Origin of the sequence: Hymenobacter sp. BT730 (assembly GCF_030542105.1) — a bacterium.
Lineage (GTDB): Bacteria > Bacteroidota > Bacteroidia > Cytophagales > Hymenobacteraceae > Hymenobacter.
In genome coordinates this window covers 303660-322243 of record NZ_JAUOFB010000002.1, presented here as the reverse complement: position 1 = coordinate 322243, position 18584 = coordinate 303660, and the positions used below count along the sequence as shown (strand labels likewise).

Below are 18584 nucleotides of genomic sequence, written 5' to 3'. Positions count from 1 at the left end.
TCGATGAAAAAGATATTCATTCCCATCTGTGCCTTGATGCTGCTAGGCAGCTGCAATGTACTGGACAAAGAACCGCTGCCCAGCGTAGCACCCTCTACCTTCTTTAAGACAGCGGATGATGCTGAATCGGCCCTGACGGCAGCCTATGATGGCCTGCAAAGCACTGGTTTATACAGCCAGGACCTGATTGTGGTGGGCGAAATGCCTTCTGATAACGCCACCAGCGCCAACGGTGACGTAACGCCGCTGGACAAGTTTACCTGGACGCCTAATACAGGCCAGGTCTACAACATCTTCCGCGACTCTTACCTGGGCATTAACCGGGCCAATGCGGTGCTGAAGTATGTGCCGGCTATTACTATGCCGGAGGAGCGCAAAAACCAGATTCTGGCCGAAGCCTCCTTCCTGCGGGCGCTGCACTACTTCAATCTGGTGCGGGTGTATGGCGGCGTGCCGCTACGCCTGGAGCCAACCGAAACCGGCGACCCATCAGTGGTAGCTTTGCCTCGGGCTTCGGCGGATGCGGTGTATGCCCAGATCATTGCGGACCTGACCAAAGCAGCAGCTTCCGCTGATGGAGCGGCTAACCCGCGGCGCGTTACCAAAGGTGCGGCCAATGCCTTGCTGGCTCAGGTATACTTGACCCAGCGCCAGTGGAGCCAGGCCGTAACGGCCGCCAGCGCAGCTCTGAGTGGAGGCTACACCCTGGCGTCTTCCTTCAAGTCGCTTTTCCCGGCGGATAACAATGCCGAGTCGATTCTGGAAGTGCAGAACTCCGGCAGCCTGGATGGTAACAACATTCTGCCTGACCTGCTCCTGCCTGCACCACCGGCTACCTACTCCTTCCCCAAGTTCAACATTCCCACGGCGGAGCTCATTACACTGGGCACTTCCAAAGCCAATGACAAGCGCTGGGCTGCCATTGGCCCCGTAGTGGGTGGTACCGACCACGCCAGCTACATTGAAGGCAGCGGCGGCGGCAATGACAGCGGCCCCTTCGTGTATAAGTGGCCCGGCAACCCCGGCGGCTTCAACAGCGCCGACAATACCTACATTCTGCGCCTGGGCGAAACCCTGCTGACCTACGCCGAAGCGGCCAACGAACAGGGCGGCCCCTCGGCCGATGTGCTGGACAAACTAAACCAGGTACGCACCCGCGCCGGCCTCTCGGCCTTAACCATGAGCTCCCCGGAAGCGGCTTCCAAGCAAAGCCTGCGGGCCGAAATAGACCTGCAGCGCCGCCTGGAGCTGGCGTTTGAAGGATACCGCTGGTTTGATTTGCTCCGCTATGCCCATCATAACCAGGCTGAGGCTGGCGCCCATGCCATTACGGCCTTAACCGTGATGCAGCAGGTGGCCGGTAAGACGGATGCGAACTACCTGCTGTTTCCCATTCCGCAGGCAGAGCTCAACAACAACCCGAACATGACGCAGAACCCGGGTTACTAAACGCTGGCGGCGCTGCAATGCCGCCAGCCTGATTTCCGCTGTCGGGGTATCTGCTTCCTCGGCGGTGTGAAGCCGGGGCCGGTTTCGGGTAAGGGAAAATTGAAACCGGCCCTTGCGCTTCTCTCCTTCCATACGGCGTTTTTCGCCTCTGTATTTTGTTTCGGTATGCTCCGTTCCTCCTCTGCTTTCTCTCTGACGCTGCTGCTAGGCCTGGCGCTGGGCACCAGCTGTCAGCGCCTGGCCCAATCTTCCAGTACTACTGCTGCTTTCTGGCTCACTAATCCGGATAAATCGGTCCTGTTTCAGCGGCAAACGCCGGCCTTGCCCCTGGAGGATGCCCCGGCAGCCACCCCAGCCGGGCCTACTATTGATATTGATGAAAAGCAGACCTTTCAATCCATTGATGGATTTGGCTACTGCCTGACGGGTGGCAGCGCGCAGCTCCTGCACGCTATGACACCCGCTGCCCGCAAGGCCTTGCTGCAGGAAATGTTCGGCACCGAAGGCAATAATATCGGCGTGAGCTACCTCCGCCTGAGCATTGGGGCTTCTGACCTCGATGCCCAGGTATTTAGCTACGACGACCTGCCCGCCGGCCAGACCGACCCTACGCTTAGCAAATTCAGCCTGGCTCCGGATCAGCAGCACCTGATTCCGGTGCTGAAAGAAATTCTGGCCATCAACCCCAGCATCAAGCTGATGGGCTCCCCCTGGTCGCCGCCCACCTGGATGAAGACCAACAACAACTCCAAGGGCGGCTCTTTGAAGCCGGAATTTTACGATGCCTACGCCCGCTACTTTGTGAAGTACATTCAGGGTATGAAAGCCGAGGGCATCCGCATCGATGCCATTACCATTCAGAACGAGCCGCTGCACCCGGGCAACAACCCCAGCCTGCTGATGCTGGCCGAGCAGCAGGCCGAATTCATCAAGAAGCACCTCGGCCCAACGTTTAGAGCGGCGAAAATCGATACAAAAATCATTGTGTACGACCACAATGCCGACCGTCCCGATTATCCAATTACCATTCTCAACGACCCCGAAGCCAAGCAATACGTGGATGGCTCGGCCTTTCACCTCTACGGTGGGCCTATTGAAGCCCTGACCAAGGTGCACGAGGCGCATCCGGACAAGAGCCTCTATTTCACCGAGCAATGGGTGGGCTCCAATAGCAAGTTTGAAGAAAACCTGCCCTGGCACGTTCGCACCCTCATTATTGGCGCCCCGCGCAACTGGGCGCGCACGGTGCTGGAATGGAACCTGGCCGCCGATCCGCAGCAGAATCCGCACACGCCCGGAGGCTGCACGGAATGCCGCGGGGCCATTACGCTGGATGGGGACAAAGTGACCCGCGAAGATGCTTACTACATTATTGCCCACGCCAGCAAGTTCGTGCGGCCCGGCTCAGTACGTATTGCCTCAACCCTGCCGGAAAAGCTGCCCAACGTGGCCTTTAAAGCGCCGAATGGGGACAAAGTGCTGATTGTGCAGAATGATAGCCCGGCGGCACAATCCTTCACGGTTCGTTACAATGGCCGGCAGTTCACTTCAACTCTGAATGCCGGGGCGGCAGGCACGTATGTGTGGTAAGGGCTTCTTCAGGCCTTTCAATACACCTCGCCTTAGTCCTTCCGCAAATATGAACAGGATAATATTCAACATACTGGGCGGCCCCCTGCTGGGAGGCGCGGTTTTCCTCAGCGGCTGCGGCAGCAAAGGGGGCAGCGACCCGACGCCGCAACCACCGGTTCCGCCGGTCAGCGGCCCTTCACAGGTGGCCTTGTGGCTGACTTCGGCCAACCAAACCATGAAATTTCAGAAAAGCACGTTGGTGCTTAACTTTAAGGCCGCCAGCGGGCAGAACCCCACTATTCGGGTAGATACCACCCAAACCTACCAGAGCATCGATGGGTTTGGCTACACCCTGACAGGCGGCAGCGCCACGCTCATCAATCAGCTGGGCGCGGCAGGGCGGGCAGCACTGTTGAAAGAACTGTTTGCTACTGATGCCACCAACATTGGCACCAGCTACCTGCGCATCAGCATTGGGGCTTCTGACCTGAGTGACCATGTGTTTACTTACGATGATGTGCCGGCCGGTGAAACTGATGTGGCCTTGGCCAAATTCAGCCTGGAGCCGGAAAAGAAGGATTTGATTCCGGTGCTGAAGGAAATTCTGGCTATTAGTCCGGAACTCAAGATTCTCGGCTCGCCCTGGTCCGCCCCGGCCTGGATGAAAGACAATAGCAGTCTGAAGGGCGGCTCTTTGAAGCCGGAATACTACGGTGCCTATGCGAAGTACCTGGTGAAATATCTGCAGGCTATGCAGGCCGAAGGCATTAGGGTGGATGCCATAACACTGCAGAATGAGCCGCTGAACCCTTACAACAACCCCAGCATGGTGATGACGGCCGAACAGCAGGCTGAGCTGATTGGCAGCTTTGTAGGCCCGGCCCTGAAGGCGGCAAATCTGACCACCCGAATTATCCTCTACGACCACAACACCGACCGGATAGATTATCCGCTGGCTATTCTGGGCAACGCGCTGGCTTACCCCTACGTGGACGGCTCGGCCTTTCACCTGTATGCCGGCAACATTGAGGCGCTGAGTACCGTGCATAATGCCCACCCTACCAAAAATGTGTATTTCACGGAGCAGTGGGTGGGCGGGCCCGGCAACTTTTCCGGAGACTTCAGCTGGCACATTAACAACCTGATAATTGGGGCTACCCGCAACTGGAGCCGGAATGTGCTGGAATGGAACCTGGCCGCCGACCAGAACTATGGCCCCCACACCGACGGTGGCTGCACCACCTGCCTGGGCGCGCTGACCATTAATGGGAGCACCATCACCCGCAACGTGGCCTACTACACGGTGGCCCACGCAGCCAAGTTTGTGCGGCCGGGCTCCGTGCGCATCGATACCAATGTACCCAACAACCTGCCCAACGTGGCCTTTAAAACGCCCAGTGGCCAGAAGGTGCTGATTGTGCAAAACAATGGCAGCGCCACCCAAACCTTTGATATCGGCTACCGCGACAAAGTGGTGACCAGTACGCTGGCCGGTGGCACGGTTGGAACCTACGTTTGGTAGGCAGACCTATTTGCCCTGATTTATAGCTTTGAATACAAATTACCCCCCTGCCAGCTCTGGCTGCTACCTATAGCCCGGAGCCGGTAAAAAGTAAACGCGGAGCAGTCCGCTTCCACCCTCTTCGTCTATGCTTCCTAAACTTCTCCCTTCTCTGCTGCTCACGGCAGCCCTCGGTATAGGCAGTGCTTCGGCCCAGAAAACTGCCAAGCCTGCTGCTCCTAAGGCCAGCAAAACGGCCAGTACTCCCACCTTCTCGGTGGCAGGCAAGAAAGTGCAGGTTTTTACCACGGCCGCTAATACTGAGCTGCGCCTCTCCGCTGCCGGCGACCTGGCTTTTCAGCCGGCCCCACAGCCCCTGGAAACCCAACTGTGCGTGTTTGTAGACCCCCAGCACACCTTCCAGACCATGCTGGGCATTGGGGCGGCGCTAACGGATGCCTCGGCCGAGACCTTTGCCAAGCTGCCCAAGCAGGCCCAGATGGAGTTTATGCAGGCCTATTACAGCCCCACTAAGGGCATTGGCTACACGCTGGCCCGCACGCCCATCAACAGCTCCGACTTTTCCAGCGGCAGCTACACCTACGTGGCCGATAAGGATGCCGAGCTAAAAACCTTCAGCGTAAAGCATGATGAGCAGTTCCGCATTCCGTTTATTAAGCAGGCTATGGCCGCGGCCGGTGGCAAGCTTACCATGTACGTGAGCCCCTGGAGCCCGCCCGCCTGGATGAAGGACAACAACGATATGCTGCACGGTGGCAAGCTGCTGCCCCAGTACCGGCAGGCCTGGGCCAACTACTACATCAAGTTTATCAAGGAATACGAAAAGCAGGGCATTCCCATCTGGGGCCTCACGGTGCAGAACGAAACCATGGCCAAGCAGATCTGGGAATCCTGCATCTACACGGCGGAGGAAGAGCGTGACTTCATTAAGGAATATCTGGGGCCTACGCTGCACAAAGCGGGTATGAAGGACAAGAAGCTCATTGCCTGGGACCACAACCGCGACCTGATCTACCAGCGCGCCAGTACCATCCTCGACGACCCCAAAGCGGCCCAATATGTGTGGGGCATTGGCTACCACTGGTACGAAACCTGGACCGGTGCCGGCATGAACTTCGACAACCTGCGGCGCGTGCACGAAACCTTCCCCAACACCAACCTGATTTTCACGGAGGGCTGCGTGGAGAAGTTCAGCATGGACCGGATAAATGACTGGCAGCTAGGGGAGAAGTACGGCATGTCGATGATCAACGACTTCAACAGCGGTACGGTGGGCTGGACCGACTGGAACATCCTGCTGGATGAAAAAGGTGGCCCTAACCACGTCGGCAACTTCTGCTTCGCCCCCATTCACGGCGACACGCGCAGTGGTAAGCTGCTCTATACCAACATTTACTACTACATCGGGCACTTCTCCAAGTTCATCCGGCCCGGCGCCAAGCGCATCATCAGCTCCTCCAGCCGTGATATGCTCAGCACCACCGCCTACCGCAACCCCGATGGCAGCGTGGCCGTGGTAGTCATGAACAGCACCGACAACAAGCAGGATTTCCAGCTCCGGCTGCAAGGCCAGGCCGCCTCAGCCGTGAGCCTGCCGCACTCCATCCAAACGTTTGTAATTAAGTAAGCATCTCGAACTCTTTACGCTATGAAAGCAGTCCTTTCGTCCATTTTTGTAAATCGTATTTTAATGGCGGGAGGGCTGCTGGCTGGGGCTCTGTTAGGTTCCCTGCCTACTCATGCTCAGCAGCAACCTACCAAAGCGCCCACCGAAGATGAATGGCACCGCCAGGAGGAAGAACGCCTGCACAACGACTGGGCATATCTGAAACGCTATGCGGCAGCTAATGCGCAACTGCCTGCTCCTGCCCCAGGCGTGCCGCGGGTAGTACTTATGGGCAACTCCATTACGGAAGGCTGGCCCAAAGCCGATTCCGCCTTTTTCGCCAGTCGCAAGCCCTATGAGTTCATAGGGCGCGGCATCAGCGGACAGACGTCGGCGCAGATGCTCTTGCGCTTCCGGCAGGATGTGGTGGCCCTGCGCCCAACTGTAGTCGTAATTCTGGCGGGCAGCAATGATGTGGCCGAAAATCGGGGTCCATACCATCCGCACGCGACTCTGGATAACATTATGTCGATGACGGAGCTGGCCCGGGCCCAGGGCATCCGGGTGGTACTGTGCTCCCTTCCGCCCGCCTACGATTTTCCCTGGCGGCCCAACCTGCAGCCAGCGCCCAAAATTGTGGCCCTGAACCAGCAGATTAAAGCTTACGCCGATAAAAACCGCCTGGTGTACCTGGACTACCACACGGCCTTAGCCGATGAGCGCCAGGGGCTGAAAAAAGCTTATGGCGACGATGGTGTGCATCCCAACCTGGCCGGCTACCGCGTAATGGAGCCGCTGCTACAGCAAGCCGTGGCCGCGGCTTTAAAGCGCAAATAAGCCGCCGCGCTGTTTTATTCTTAGGCCAGTTCTACACTTTCTTGATAGGTCAATAGATAAAGATTCCAGACTTCCGTAAAGCGCACTGACTATTTTGTTGAAGTGTTGCCATGATGGTTAGTCGTTCCACGCGTATTTATTTTGAGAATCTGGTAGGAAAACTGCTGGAGCACCCTGATGGATACGCCATAGTACAGTACAATGCCGGCAAGCGCCAGCTAACTGATTTACAATCCTTTCTTACGCATGCCAGCCAGCTTCTGCACTCCCGCAGCTGGCACCGAATGCTGGCGGATCAGTCGGCTATGTCGCCTTTCACCGAGGAGGAAAGCGCCTGGGTGAAGGAGTATTGGCAGGCCCGCAGCGAACGGCGCATTTATGGAGCCATTGTGCTGCCAAAAGATGTATTTGCCCGGCTCTCGGTAAGTACTCTGGTGAGTGAGGCCGAGTCCGCCGCGCTGACGTACCGGGTGTTTGATAACACCATAGATGCTGCTGCGTGGCTGCAGCAGGTTTAACCTCGCTTATAAGCGGCTTTGTACCATCCGGTACCACTTTTGCTCTCCGACCAGGGTATCTTCAAACATCTTGAAGTAGGCAGCAGCTCTTTCCGCCGTGTACATTTTTTGGAGTAAGTGCTCAATGTCATAATCCTGTCCCTGGACCACAGGATCCATGATAAACACATACTCATACGTACCGTCTTTCTCCGGCCGCCCGGAGTAGAGGACTCTGGTTTGACGGAATACCCGCTGCTCTTCCTGCGGAAGTTTTTTGGCCGCCGGCCAGAAGACTTCATTCACAAATTTCTCGAACTGCTGGCGCTTATCAGGCTTTACTGAGTTGACGATAACCCACACGGAGTCGCCGGGGGCGGCTAAGGCGCGCGGTGCTTGTGGTTGCTGGGCCACTGCTGCGGGAGTTTGGAGGAGTACCAGCAAACTGCCAGCTAATATGGTTTTAAGAGGATAGGTCATGGCTCAACTATAAAATGAGAGATAGAAGCCGAGAGCTTAATGCCTGGTTAATTATATGATTATAAGTATAAATATTATTACTTTTAACAAATCAGCAGTAAAAAGTGCCTTTTCCGCCGGACAAAAGTGGCCGCAGACTATAGTCCGGCTACTATGAAACCGGCCCCAGGGCCCTGTACAGTGGTAGTTATTTTCTCACTCAACCCATTTCCTGAAAGCCATGATCAAGCAACTGTTTTCTACCGGTGCTCTGGCGCTTGCTTTGAGCGTTTGCACGGCCCCCGTGGTGCGGGCCCAGACGGAAACGAAGTCGGACAATGAGAAGACCAAGACCAAAGAGGGAGATTCCGTCACAAAGACCAAAGTGCAGGATGATGGAAAAACCAAGATGAAAGGTAAGTCGGGCACCGGCGACAAAATGAAGTCGAAAGCCAAACCGACGGATGGCTCCATGGGCGGCACTACCGGCGGTATGGAAACCAGCAACCCTGCTGGCATGGATAATGCCACCTCCGGCACCTCGGCCGGTGTAATGGTGGGCGGCGCCATGATGATGCCCGATAAAGATATTGTAATGAATGCCTCCGCCTCGAATGAGCACTCCACGCTGGTATCGGCGGTGAAGGCGGCCGATTTAGTGGCCACCCTGCAGGGCCCCGGGCCCTACACGGTATTTGCCCCTACTAACGCGGCCTTTGATAAGCTGCCCACCGGTACCGTAAATAACCTGATGATGCCCGCCAACAAGACCAAGCTCAGCACCATTCTGACCTACCACGTGGTGCCGGGCCGCCTCCTGGCCGCCGACCTGAAAGATGGGCAGGTGCTGACCACCGTGGAAGGCGAAAACCTGACGGTGCACCGCAACGGCGACATGGTGACGATTCATGATGCGAAAGGCGGCATGGCCAATGTGACTATCCCGAACGTGGTATCCAGCAATGGCATTACCCACGTGGTGGATGCGGTGCTGATGCCAACGAGGTAGGCTTCCCGCAGTCAATAAAAAGCCCGCTGCACAGGTAGTACAGCGGGCTTTTTAATGACTGATTTTACGCCAGCATATCGGCATACTTCTCGTGGTGCTTGTGCAGGTAGGATTTCATAAAGGAGCAGGTGGCTTTTACCCGCAGTTTCTGCCCCCGGGCATACTGCAGGGCTTCATGCGCCAGGGCGTCGCCTATTTTCTGGCCCCGTAGCTCTTCCTCAACAAAGGTGTGCGTGAAGTCAATAATACAATCGTCGGGCAGGCTGTAGGCCAGCTCGGCAGTATAGCCATTTACCAGAACGGTAAATTCCTGCTCTTCCTGGTTGTGCTGAATCTGGGGCTTTTGCTGCTGCATATGCGTAAAGATAAAGGGAGGCTGGGAGGCTTAAAAGTGGCCCTCCAGGCTATACGGCTGGTTCGGGATTTTGGCGAAGCGTAGCCACAAGCTGGCTGGTTTACGTATGGCCTACACAGGGGTGCTTATCACCCCCTCGAATCTCCATCTCTACTCCAAGCTTGTATTCCCATGCAAAAGAACCCCAACGACGGCAGCAACGACAACCCGGACGAGTTCAGCGAATTACGTAATAATCAGCAGCCTGATAATATCCGCAGAGGCACCAGCACGCCTGCACAGTCTACCAGCGGCGTAGCCGGCCAGGATGCCAGCGTACCTAATACATCGGCCACTACTCCTAGCTACGGCGAGTTTGGCGCTCCGCAAAATGCTGCCCCGGTGGAGGGTGTACCCGGTGGCGTACCGGCTCCTTCTACCCCGGCTCCGGAACAGCGTGGCAGTGCCCCCCAAAACCTGGCAACGGGCGAGGTGAAAGCAGCACATAATGCTGAAAGTGATGAGCGCCGGGCTTCCTACAAAGAGGACGACCCGCGCTATGGCAGTGGTACCCGCAACTGGGAAACCCGGGAGCCCGCCAACCGCAGCAACGGCTCCGAAGACGAACCCAGCCGCCTGGACCAGAACGTCTAACCCTCCCATCTTCCCTATTCCCATGGCCACATCCAAGAAAACACCCGCCGAAGAGGCCGGCAAAGGCAAAATGACCCCGGAACAGCAGCGCCACCACGACGAGCTGTATAACTACAAGCGCGACGAGGAAGGCACCCTGGACACGTCCGATATGCTGGACGCTGCCACCTCCGGCCAGCCCGATACCCCCACCACCGGCCCCGACCCGGAGGAAAGCCAGGTAGACGAGCTACGCGACCCGGGCTTCAACAACCCCATCGACGATAACAACCGCTAGAACCGGACATTTTATCCAGTTGAAAAAGCTGCCCTGTACATTACAGGGCAGCTTTTTTATGTTTAATCAAATATTTTTTCAGGCGAATACTTGACTATGCCTTTTCTTATGGCGTATGTTTACGTCATACTTCATAAACAACCTATGACGTTCGCCAAACTCACCGCCTTTACCGACGAGCAGCAGCAGTTGGCGCGTATTGCCAAAGCGCTGGCGCACCCGGCGCGGGTAGCCATCATTGAGCTGCTGGCTGCCCGCCAAACTTGCATCTCCGGCGACATTGCCGCCGAACTCCCGTTAAGCCGCACCACCGTTTCCCAGCATTTGCAGGAGTTAAAAGCCGTCGGCCTGATTAAGGGTGACATTGACGGCCTGACGGTTTGCTACTGCCTGAATACTGAGCTGTTTCAGGAAGTGCAGCAGCAGTTTGCCGCTTTTTTCCAGGTGGCCACCGCCCCTGCTGCCGCCTGTGCTCCTACCGGCTGCGGCTGCTGATAGCTAACCTGCCTTTTCCGTTTCTTTTCACTTTCACGCTACCCTTTCTGACTATGAAAACTGCCCCTTTCCCCCGCATGCACGTGTCGTTGTACGTTTCTGACCTCACGGCCACCCTCAACTTTTACACGGCTTTCTTTGGGCAGCCGGCTACCAAGATAAAGCCCGGCTACGCCAAGTTTGTGCTGGAGCAGCCTTCCCTCATTATCTCCTTCGTGGAAAACCCGGAGCGGGTTCAGAGTCACTTCGGCCACCTGGGCTTTCAGGTGGAAACGGTGGAGGAGCTGGACCAGCGCCTGACGGTGGCCCGCGAAGTTGGCCTGGTAAACCGCGAAGAAATAGGGACCAGCTGCTGCTACGCCAAGCAGGACAAATTCTGGGTAAACGACCCCGACGGGGTGGAATGGGAGGTCTACTATTTCCATGAAGACGCCGAGTTCAATGACCCGCGCTATCAGGCAGAATACGACCAGGCAGCCAGCGGCAATACTCAGTGCTGCATTGCGCCCGCCCCTAAGCAGGGCGTAGCAGCTGAAGTGCTGACTACTGCCCCCATGGCCTTCCCCATCACCGATACGGCGGCTCCCGCCACCGCCGGTTGCGGCTGCGGTACCCCCGCTACGCTTACGCTGGTCCCTACTTGCTGCTAATTCCCTCATAGCTTTACCCCGACAGCCATTCATGCACGGCTGTCGGGATAAACCAGCTTGCCTTCCTCCCTTTTTTGCTACCGCTTCATGACGATTCAACCCCTCACGGAAAAGCACTGGCCGGCAGGCCAGGCCATTTATCAGGCTGGTATGGATACCGGCAATGCCACCTTCACTACCCAGGCACCTGAGTGGGCCGACTGGGATGCGGGCCATCTGCGGCACAGCCGACTAGTGGCGCTGCATGATGATGGTCAGGTACTGGCCTGGGCGGCGCTGTCGCCGGTATCGGGACGGTGCGTGTATGGGGGCGTGGCGGAAGTGAGCATTTATGTAGCCGACGAAGCCCGCGGCCAGGGAGTGGGCCGGCAGCTGCTGAGCGCCCTGATCAAAGAATCGGAGCAAAACGGCATCTGGACGCTCCAGGCGGGCATCTTCCCCGAGAATACGGCCAGCATCCGCCTGCATGAATTGCTGGGTTTCCGCACGGTAGGCTACCGGGAGCGGATTGGGCAGCTGCATGGCGTATGGCGCAACACGGTACTAATGGAGCGGCGCAGTGCCGTGGTAGGCGCCGCCTCAGCGCCGCAGCAGTAATTCAATTAACCCTTCTGCTCCCCCATCCTTCTAAGAATGGTTCCTTCCCCTACTGCTGCCCCGACCATTGTAGCCCGCAAAAAGCTTTCCGGGCTAGACCGGGGCCTCACACTGTGGATTTTTCTGGCTATGGCCCTGGGGGTAGCCCTGGGCTATTTTGTGCCGGGTGTGGAGCGTGCCATCAACTACTTCTCGGTGGGCACAGTAAATGTGCCGCTGGCCATTGGGCTTATTCTGATGATGTACCCGCCGCTGGCCAAGGTGAAGTATGAGCAGCTTCCCCGCGTATTCACCAACACGCGCATTATCGGTCTTTCACTTTTCCTGAACTGGATAGTGGGCCCGCTCCTGATGTTTTTTCTGGCTATCTGGCTGCTGCCGGACAAGCCGGAATACATGATGGGGCTGATTCTCATCGGTATTGCCCGCTGCATTGCCATGGTGCTGGTGTGGAACGACCTGGCCGACGGTAGCCGGGAATATGCCGCCGGTCTGGTGGCTCTGAACTCCATCTTTCAGGTGCTGTTTTACAGTGTGCTGGCCTGGCTGTTCATTACGGTACTGCCCCCGTATTTTGGGCTGAAAGGGTACACCGTTGATATCGGCATCTGGGACATTGCGCAAAGCGTGCTGGTGTATCTGGGCATTCCGTTTGCGGCGGGGTTCCTGTCCCGGTCCATTTTGCGCGCGGCCAAAGGAGACGCCTGGTACGATACGGTCTTTATTCCGGCCATCAGCCCCATTACGCTCATTGCGCTGCTGGCTACCATTGTGGTGATGTTTAGCCTGAAGGGGCAGCTGCTGGTGCAGATTCCGCTGGATGTACTGCGCATTGCCCTCCCGCTGGCCCTGTACTTCGGCGTCATGTTCCTGCTGAGCTTTGCGGCGGGCAAGTGGCTGGGCGCGAGCTACGCCGAGAATACCTCTATTGCTTTCACGGCTACCGGCAACAACTTTGAGCTGGCCATTGCGGTGGCCATTGGGGTCTTTGGGCTGAACTCCGGGCAGGCATTTGCCGGCGTGGTTGGACCGCTCATTGAGGTGCCTGCTTTAATTGCTTTGGTGAATGTGGCTTTCTGGTTGCGCCGCCACTGGTATGGCAGCATTAGTACGGCAGCGGCGCCAGGTAGCACTGCTGGTGTGCCCCCTCCTCTAACTACAACGCCCCATGAATAAGCTGGTCACTTCTTCCGTCATTACCTGTCCTGTGTGCGGCCAGCAGCAAACAGAAGAAATGCCGACCGATGCATGTCAGTATTTCTATGAATGCAGGCATTGCCACACCATACTAAAGCCAAAAGCGGGGGACTGTTGCGTGTTCTGCTCCTACGGCACCGTGCAGTGCCCACCGATGCAAGCCGGTAGCTGTGGCTGCTGCTAAAACCTCTCTCCTGTTTGTTTTCCATGGCTAACCCCAAAAATATTCTGGTGCTTTGCACCGGCAATTCCTGCCGTAGTCAGCTGCTGCACGGCTACCTGCAACAGCTTTTAGGCGAGCATGCCCACGTGTACTCTGCGGGCGTGGAAACCCACGGACTAAATCCGCGCGCCGTGCAGGTGATGCGCGAAGACGGCATTGACATCAGCCACCACACCAGTAACCATGTGCAGGAATACACCCACATTCCCTTCGACTATGTGCTGACCGTGTGCGACCATGCCCGGGAAGTATGCCCCGTGTTTCCGTCCTCGGTCCGCCAGCTGCACCATAACTTTCCTGACCCCGCCAAAGCAACTGGTACGGAGGAGGAAGTTCTGCAGCAGTTCCGCCTCGTGCGCGAGCAGGTGAAGGCCTATGCCCAGGCATTTGTATGTGAACATTTCCCGCAGTTGATACAGGATTAGCTATTCCCGCGTATACTGCAGCAGATTCAGGAAATCCTCCCTCTATTACTGCAGAACTATGGCCTCCCCCCTGCTAGTACTCACCGACTTCTCTCCTGCCGCCGACCATGCATTAACGTATGCCAATGCGCTGGCCGAAAAACTGGACACCTCTATTGTGCTGCTGCATGTGCGGCGCACCTCCCTACTGGACCCCGACCTGCTGACCGGCAAAATTTCTCACCTCAGCGAGGGCGAAGTAGCTACTGCCCTGGCCGAGCGCACCCATCACTTGAGCGTGCCGGCCGTGGTAGAAGTAACCACCGACCAGATAGCCCAGGCCGTAACGGAAGCCACCGAACGCCTGCACCCCAGCCTGTTGGTAGTAGGCAAGCCCGATACCGAATCTACCCCCGATGAACTGGTAACCACCACCTCATTGGAGCTGATTCATGCGGCCACCTGCCCTCTGCTGGTGGTACCCGTTACTTCTGCCGTAGCCAGCCCCCCGGTCCGTATAACCCTGGCCGTAGATGGAAATGCTTTTGCCCTGAGTGCTGAATCCGCCAACATACCGCACTTGCTGCATGAAATTGGTGCTCCCCTTACCGTGGTGCATATAGCCACGCCCGACGAAACGGAATCGGCGCAGCTTTCTCTGGACTCCGTTCAGCGCAGTGGCCTGACCATGGAGCTGGAACAACCCCAGGCCCAGGTAGTGCAACACTCTGACCTGGCCGCAGGTATTCAGGAAGCCGTGCTTCTCACCCAGGCCGACTTACTAGTCCTGATTGCCCGGCGGCACAGCCTACTGGGAGAACTGTTCCATCACAGCATTACGGCCCAGGTAGTGAGACATAGTATTGTGCCGGTGCTGGTACTGCCCAGCGAAGACTGAAAACGGTTGGCTATTATATAAACTAACATTAACGCCCTGCCCTTTTGGCGGGGCTTTTTTGTGCCTTGCTATGTAGAGAAAGACGAGTTTACTGATAATTAAAAGGGAAGCATAAGCCATGGGTACGATGACCAGATAACCCTGTAAATTAATTAGATATATTATATATAATAACAAATAAATATTATTTTCAAGACTATTGTTGTATCGGATTAAATTGTGATTAAATTGGCTTATTCAATTATTGTTTAAGGCGTTGGGACTACTTGATTTCCCTGAGCCCAGAGGCGCCCTGTTGCCAGACCTTAGTATCCACCGTGAGTTCCTGGTTGCGAATACGGTTTCCCTTTTACTCTTCCCTGTTAATCCAGGCTGCTTCACGCTGACCATTTAGAGTTCCTCCTTTCCGGAAAGAACTACCCCTTTTGGAGTTATCACACTGCATAATATATAGTGTGCCTGCTACTTCCATGGCCAAACTTTCACCCCCTATTCCCTTCCTTTCTCTACTCCCTTCGCCCATCTAAGCAATGGTGTGAAGGGAGTAGACACCTCGCCCCAACCTTCATTTTAACAGAAGCCGGTCCAGGTTACCGGCTACTGCCTACTGCTTCCTAAGGTCCAGGTTGAACCCACATTCTGTGGGTTTCTGGAGAGCTGTTGTCTACAGCGACGCGTGCTTGTTGATTTTTCAGTAACGAACCAGAACTGCGCAATCATGACCACAACCTCTCACACACCTATTACACACCAGACACCTTTAAACCGTCCACGAAAGGAAACAACGGCCTTTTGGCGGAGCATGCTGGCACTGGTTGCCGGCTTTTTGCTGTTGAGCATTTCCGCCTTTGCTCAAAAAGCAACTGACAAGTATCAAGGCGTATCCTTTGCGCAGTATGCCAATAAAAACCTGGCTTGGATTCCGGGCATTCTGCAAAGCGGGAAGTCAGAATATTATGAAGGCACTTCAACGCTGCAGCGGGTAGTATTTGTAGGGATTCCTACTACCACCGGTAACAACCACGAACTTACCTTCAAGGTGCTTTCTACCAAAGGCGGCATAAATGCGTACGATTTTGTGACGGGTTATGACCAGGCCTTCCAAGACTATTTCAATATCACTGGCAAGCAGATTATAGCAAACGTAGCCCCGGGCAATCCTTTTGATCCAGCGAATGCGGCCGACCAACTGATTTTGGTAAAAACGGATGCTATTCCACAACCTGCCACCGCCACCATCATTGGCGACCTGTTTAACGGAGCCAACAAGCTCACGGCCACTGCTCCAGCCGGCTCTATCTATAATTCCAAAGGCCGCACGGATGTGGCCAGTGCCATCAGTTTCTATGATGGTGCCACAGTAAACTCTAAAACCTATCCGGGTACATCCTGGGCCTCCGCAAACTCTACTATTCGGCGCGGTGTGCAGCTCTATGGCAGCGCGGCAATTACGAGTGCCCAACTGGTGTTTGATGGATACACCAATGTAGACCCCAGCACGGGTGATGGATATGGTTTATATACCCTGAAATGGACTTCCGCCTCCAAGAATATCATGATTTTGATGGCGGGTCACTTGTCAATAGGCAAGTTCTCCAAATACCCAGCGCTGGAATACGGCGCGAATAAAGGCTCTTCTTCCATTAGCGGCGGTCCTTACCACTTCAAGCTGGATATGCTGGACCAAACGATAAGCCTGGGCAACCAGGACAATCAGATTGCCTCCGGCTCTATTCTGCCTCCCCCAGAATGTAACCTCTCCGGCTCTGACCCGGTGTGTGCTGGCGCAACAGTGGCCCATAGCACGCCCGCCGTAACAGGAACAGGTGTCTCTTACAAATGGACCTTATCCGGCAACGGGGTGCTCGTATCCGGAGGAGTGGATCAAAGCAGTCCTTACACCTCTCCCTCCAATTCCATTAGCGTGCGCACTACCGGCGCCGGAAGCTATACACTTACTGTGGAGGTAACCGCAGATGGAAGGACTAGCTCGCCGTGCCCTACCACCGTTACCGTTAATGCAAACCCCACCGGCACCAACACGTCGCAAACACTTTGCTCCAGCTCCCCAGGCGGTAGCACCGCCGTGTTCGATCTGACCAGTAAGAACACCGCCGTGGGGGGCAGTTCCACTATTAGCGTTACCTGGTATACGGGCTTTTCCGGCGGAGTATTCTCCGGCCCTATTAGTGCGGCCGACGCCGCGGCTTACGTATCGGGCAATGCCACTGTGTATGCCAAGCTAAGCGGCACGGGCGGCTGTATTGGATCGGCCCAAAACGCCCTGACAGTCAATACTACCCCCACTGCCACCAATACCTCGCAAACACTTTGCTCCAGCACTCCCGGAGGCACAAAGGCCGTGTTCAACCTGACCAGTAAAAACTCGGCCGTTGGGGGCACTTCCGATATTAGTGTGGCCTGGTATACAACCTATTCCGGCGGGGCTTTCTCCGGCCTTATCAACACCCCCTCTGCTTTTGAATCGGGCACTGCTACTGTGTATGCCAAGCTGAGCGGCGAGGGTGGTTGCGTAGGGGTGGCCGAAAATGCCCTGACGGTGAATACCACGCCTGCCGGAACCAATGTGACGATGGGCTCATGTCCGACAACAGTAGGCGGTAGCACCGCTGTGTTTGATCTGACCAGTAAAAACACCGCCGTGGGGGGCAGTTCCACTATTAGCGTTACCTGGTATACGGGCTTTTCCGGCGGAGTATTCTCCGGCCCTATTAGTGCGGCCGACGCCGCGGCTTACGTATCGGGCAATGCCACTGTGTATGCCAAGCTGAGCGGCACGGGCGGCTGTATTGGATCGGCCCAAAACGCCCTGACGGTCAATGCTTCGCCTGGTGCTCCTGTGGCTACTATTGATCAGCCCAGCTGCTCTCGCACCTTGGGCGGTATCACTGTAACCAGCCCCTTGGATGGCGGTGGAAATGATTATGAGTACAGCTATGATAAAGGCCAGAGCTGGACTGATGAGGTAATTGCCACCTTTGGAGCCGGGCAAGGCTACAATATCATCTACCGGATTAAGGGCACCGGCTGTATCTCCCTGGCTAATAGCTGCCTCAGTGAGGAAGAATTGAATAACCCGACGGTGGCACCTACTTCAGGTAGCGTGCAAACGAAGGGTGCCTCTTCGCAGCGCAGCATTCGCACGGAAGCCTTTCCCAACCCCACCGGCCGGGATGCAACCATTAACTTCTCCGTGCCGAAGAGTGGGCATGTGAAAGTGCAGGTGTATAATGCCATGGGCAGCTATGTAACCACCCTGTTTGATGGGGAAGCCAAAGGCGGTGAAAGCAACGCCGTACTGCTGAAAGGCTCCCAGTTGCCCTCTGGCACCTACTACTACAAAATAACCGCTGATGGCAAGACCAAAACCAACCGCATTAGCTTGGTAAAATAAAGTCTGACCTGATGCATAAACCAAAAAGGCCCGTCCAGAGTGGACGGGCCTTTTTGGTTTACTGCTCTACCGTTAATAGTTATATTTTCAAAGAATTGGTTAATCAATATATAATTAAGTCATAATATTATTTCATCCTTATGCATAAATGTATTTATTTATGATTAGATTATACTATTATTAAAAGCAAGCCCCTCAGACCTACCATGTAGCTGCTGCCTGAGGGGGTACCGACCCACAAGGTCTGGGGTTCTCCGTGCGTGCGTTTAGACATTGTGATGACGGCATAATCTTATTCCAATAGATAAGACACCTACAAACTCCTAGTGTCTGCTCCTCCGCTGACGGCTATACGGCACCTGTTTCGGATACAGCAACCCGCTGCCCTCATGTTGCCCAAGCGGCTGTGCTTGCACAGTTGCCCCTCCTTTTTCTCGCTTTCAGACAATTATAGGCCAGTTACGCTACTGATCTAAAAGGTTTGTAACC

Annotated in this window: 19 protein-coding genes; 17 read left to right on the top strand and 2 right to left on the bottom strand. The window is 55.7% G+C overall.

What is annotated here, in order from left to right:
* Positions 1-3 precede the first annotated feature (3 nt).
* From Q4G72_RS08335 to Q4G72_RS08310, 6 genes are all read left to right on the top strand, one after another.
* The gene (locus tag Q4G72_RS08335; protein WP_303310961.1) at positions 4-1449 is read left to right on the top strand and encodes a RagB/SusD family nutrient uptake outer membrane protein; all 1446 of its coding nucleotides are present in this window, start codon (positions 4-6) and stop codon (positions 1447-1449) included.
* Positions 1450-1614: 165 nt separating this feature from the next.
* A complete protein-coding gene (locus Q4G72_RS08330) occupies positions 1615-3039 on the top strand; it encodes a glycoside hydrolase family 30 protein (protein ID WP_303310960.1) in 1425 nt (474 codons plus the stop codon).
* A gap of 49 nt (positions 3040-3088) precedes the next feature.
* Positions 3089-4543 carry a glycoside hydrolase family 30 protein gene (locus Q4G72_RS08325; RefSeq protein WP_303310959.1) on the top strand — a complete coding sequence of 485 codons (1455 nt, stop codon included), beginning with the start codon at positions 3089-3091 and terminating at the stop codon, positions 4541-4543.
* Positions 4544-4670: 127 nt separating this feature from the next.
* Positions 4671-6170: a glycoside hydrolase family 30 protein gene (locus tag Q4G72_RS08320; protein WP_303310958.1), complete on the top strand. Its 1500-nt coding sequence runs from the start codon at positions 4671-4673 to the stop codon at positions 6168-6170.
* A 21-nt stretch (positions 6171-6191) separates the two neighbouring features.
* Positions 6192-6986 carry an SGNH/GDSL hydrolase family protein gene (locus Q4G72_RS08315; protein ID WP_303310957.1) on the top strand — a complete coding sequence of 265 codons (795 nt, stop codon included), beginning with the start codon at positions 6192-6194 and terminating at the stop codon, positions 6984-6986.
* 110 nt (positions 6987-7096) lie between these two features.
* The gene (locus Q4G72_RS08310) at positions 7097-7504 is read left to right on the top strand and encodes a hypothetical protein (RefSeq protein WP_303310956.1); all 408 of its coding nucleotides are present in this window, start codon (positions 7097-7099) and stop codon (positions 7502-7504) included.
* Positions 7505-7510: 6 nt separating this feature from the next.
* On the opposite strand, the gene Q4G72_RS08305 is transcribed toward Q4G72_RS08310, so the two are convergent.
* Positions 7511-7963, bottom strand: a complete 453-nt coding sequence (locus Q4G72_RS08305; RefSeq protein WP_303310955.1) for a hypothetical protein — start codon at positions 7961-7963, stop codon at positions 7511-7513.
* Between the two features lie 220 nt (positions 7964-8183).
* On the opposite strand from Q4G72_RS08305, the gene Q4G72_RS08300 reads away from it, so the two are divergent.
* The gene (locus tag Q4G72_RS08300) at positions 8184-8951 is read left to right on the top strand and encodes a fasciclin domain-containing protein (protein WP_303310954.1); all 768 of its coding nucleotides are present in this window, start codon (positions 8184-8186) and stop codon (positions 8949-8951) included.
* Positions 8952-9015: 64 nt separating this feature from the next.
* Here the strand turns inward: Q4G72_RS08300 and Q4G72_RS08295 are convergent, their stop codons facing one another.
* On the bottom strand, positions 9016-9306 hold the full coding sequence (locus tag Q4G72_RS08295) for a GNAT family N-acetyltransferase (protein ID WP_303310953.1): 291 nt from the start codon (positions 9304-9306) through the stop codon (positions 9016-9018).
* Between the two features lie 171 nt (positions 9307-9477).
* Here Q4G72_RS08295 and Q4G72_RS08290 point away from each other — a divergent pair, with 171 nt between their 5' ends.
* From Q4G72_RS08290 to Q4G72_RS08245, 10 genes are all read left to right on the top strand, one after another.
* Positions 9478-9939 (top strand): hypothetical protein, encoded by a 462-nt coding sequence (locus Q4G72_RS08290; protein WP_303310952.1) that lies wholly within the window; start codon positions 9478-9480, stop codon positions 9937-9939.
* A gap of 22 nt (positions 9940-9961) precedes the next feature.
* Positions 9962-10216: a hypothetical protein gene (locus tag Q4G72_RS08285; RefSeq protein ID WP_303310951.1), complete on the top strand. Its 255-nt coding sequence runs from the start codon at positions 9962-9964 to the stop codon at positions 10214-10216.
* A 144-nt stretch (positions 10217-10360) separates the two neighbouring features.
* Positions 10361-10711 (top strand): ArsR/SmtB family transcription factor, encoded by a 351-nt coding sequence (locus Q4G72_RS08280; RefSeq protein WP_303310950.1) that lies wholly within the window; start codon positions 10361-10363, stop codon positions 10709-10711.
* 53 nt (positions 10712-10764) lie between these two features.
* Entirely contained in the window at positions 10765-11361 is a 597-nt protein-coding gene (locus tag Q4G72_RS08275) for an ArsI/CadI family heavy metal resistance metalloenzyme (protein WP_303310949.1), read from the top strand.
* 87 nt (positions 11362-11448) lie between these two features.
* On the top strand, positions 11449-11958 hold the full coding sequence (locus tag Q4G72_RS08270; RefSeq protein WP_303310948.1) for a GNAT family N-acetyltransferase: 510 nt from the start codon (positions 11449-11451) through the stop codon (positions 11956-11958).
* A gap of 36 nt (positions 11959-11994) precedes the next feature.
* On the top strand, positions 11995-13134 hold the full coding sequence (gene arsB / locus Q4G72_RS08265) for an ACR3 family arsenite efflux transporter (RefSeq protein ID WP_303310947.1): 1140 nt from the start codon (positions 11995-11997) through the stop codon (positions 13132-13134).
* Positions 13127-13339 (top strand): GDCCVxC domain-containing (seleno)protein, encoded by a 213-nt coding sequence (locus tag Q4G72_RS08260; protein ID WP_303310946.1) that lies wholly within the window; start codon positions 13127-13129, stop codon positions 13337-13339. Before arsB ends, Q4G72_RS08260 begins: the two co-directional genes overlap by 8 nt.
* A gap of 23 nt (positions 13340-13362) precedes the next feature.
* Entirely contained in the window at positions 13363-13803 is a 441-nt protein-coding gene (locus Q4G72_RS08255; RefSeq protein ID WP_303310945.1) for an arsenate reductase ArsC, read from the top strand.
* Positions 13804-13861: 58 nt separating this feature from the next.
* Positions 13862-14680 (top strand): universal stress protein, encoded by an 819-nt coding sequence (locus tag Q4G72_RS08250; protein ID WP_303310944.1) that lies wholly within the window; start codon positions 13862-13864, stop codon positions 14678-14680.
* 718 nt (positions 14681-15398) lie between these two features.
* Entirely contained in the window at positions 15399-18095 is a 2697-nt protein-coding gene (locus tag Q4G72_RS08245; protein ID WP_303310943.1) for a T9SS type A sorting domain-containing protein, read from the top strand.
* The last annotated feature ends 489 nt before the right edge of the window (positions 18096-18584 follow it).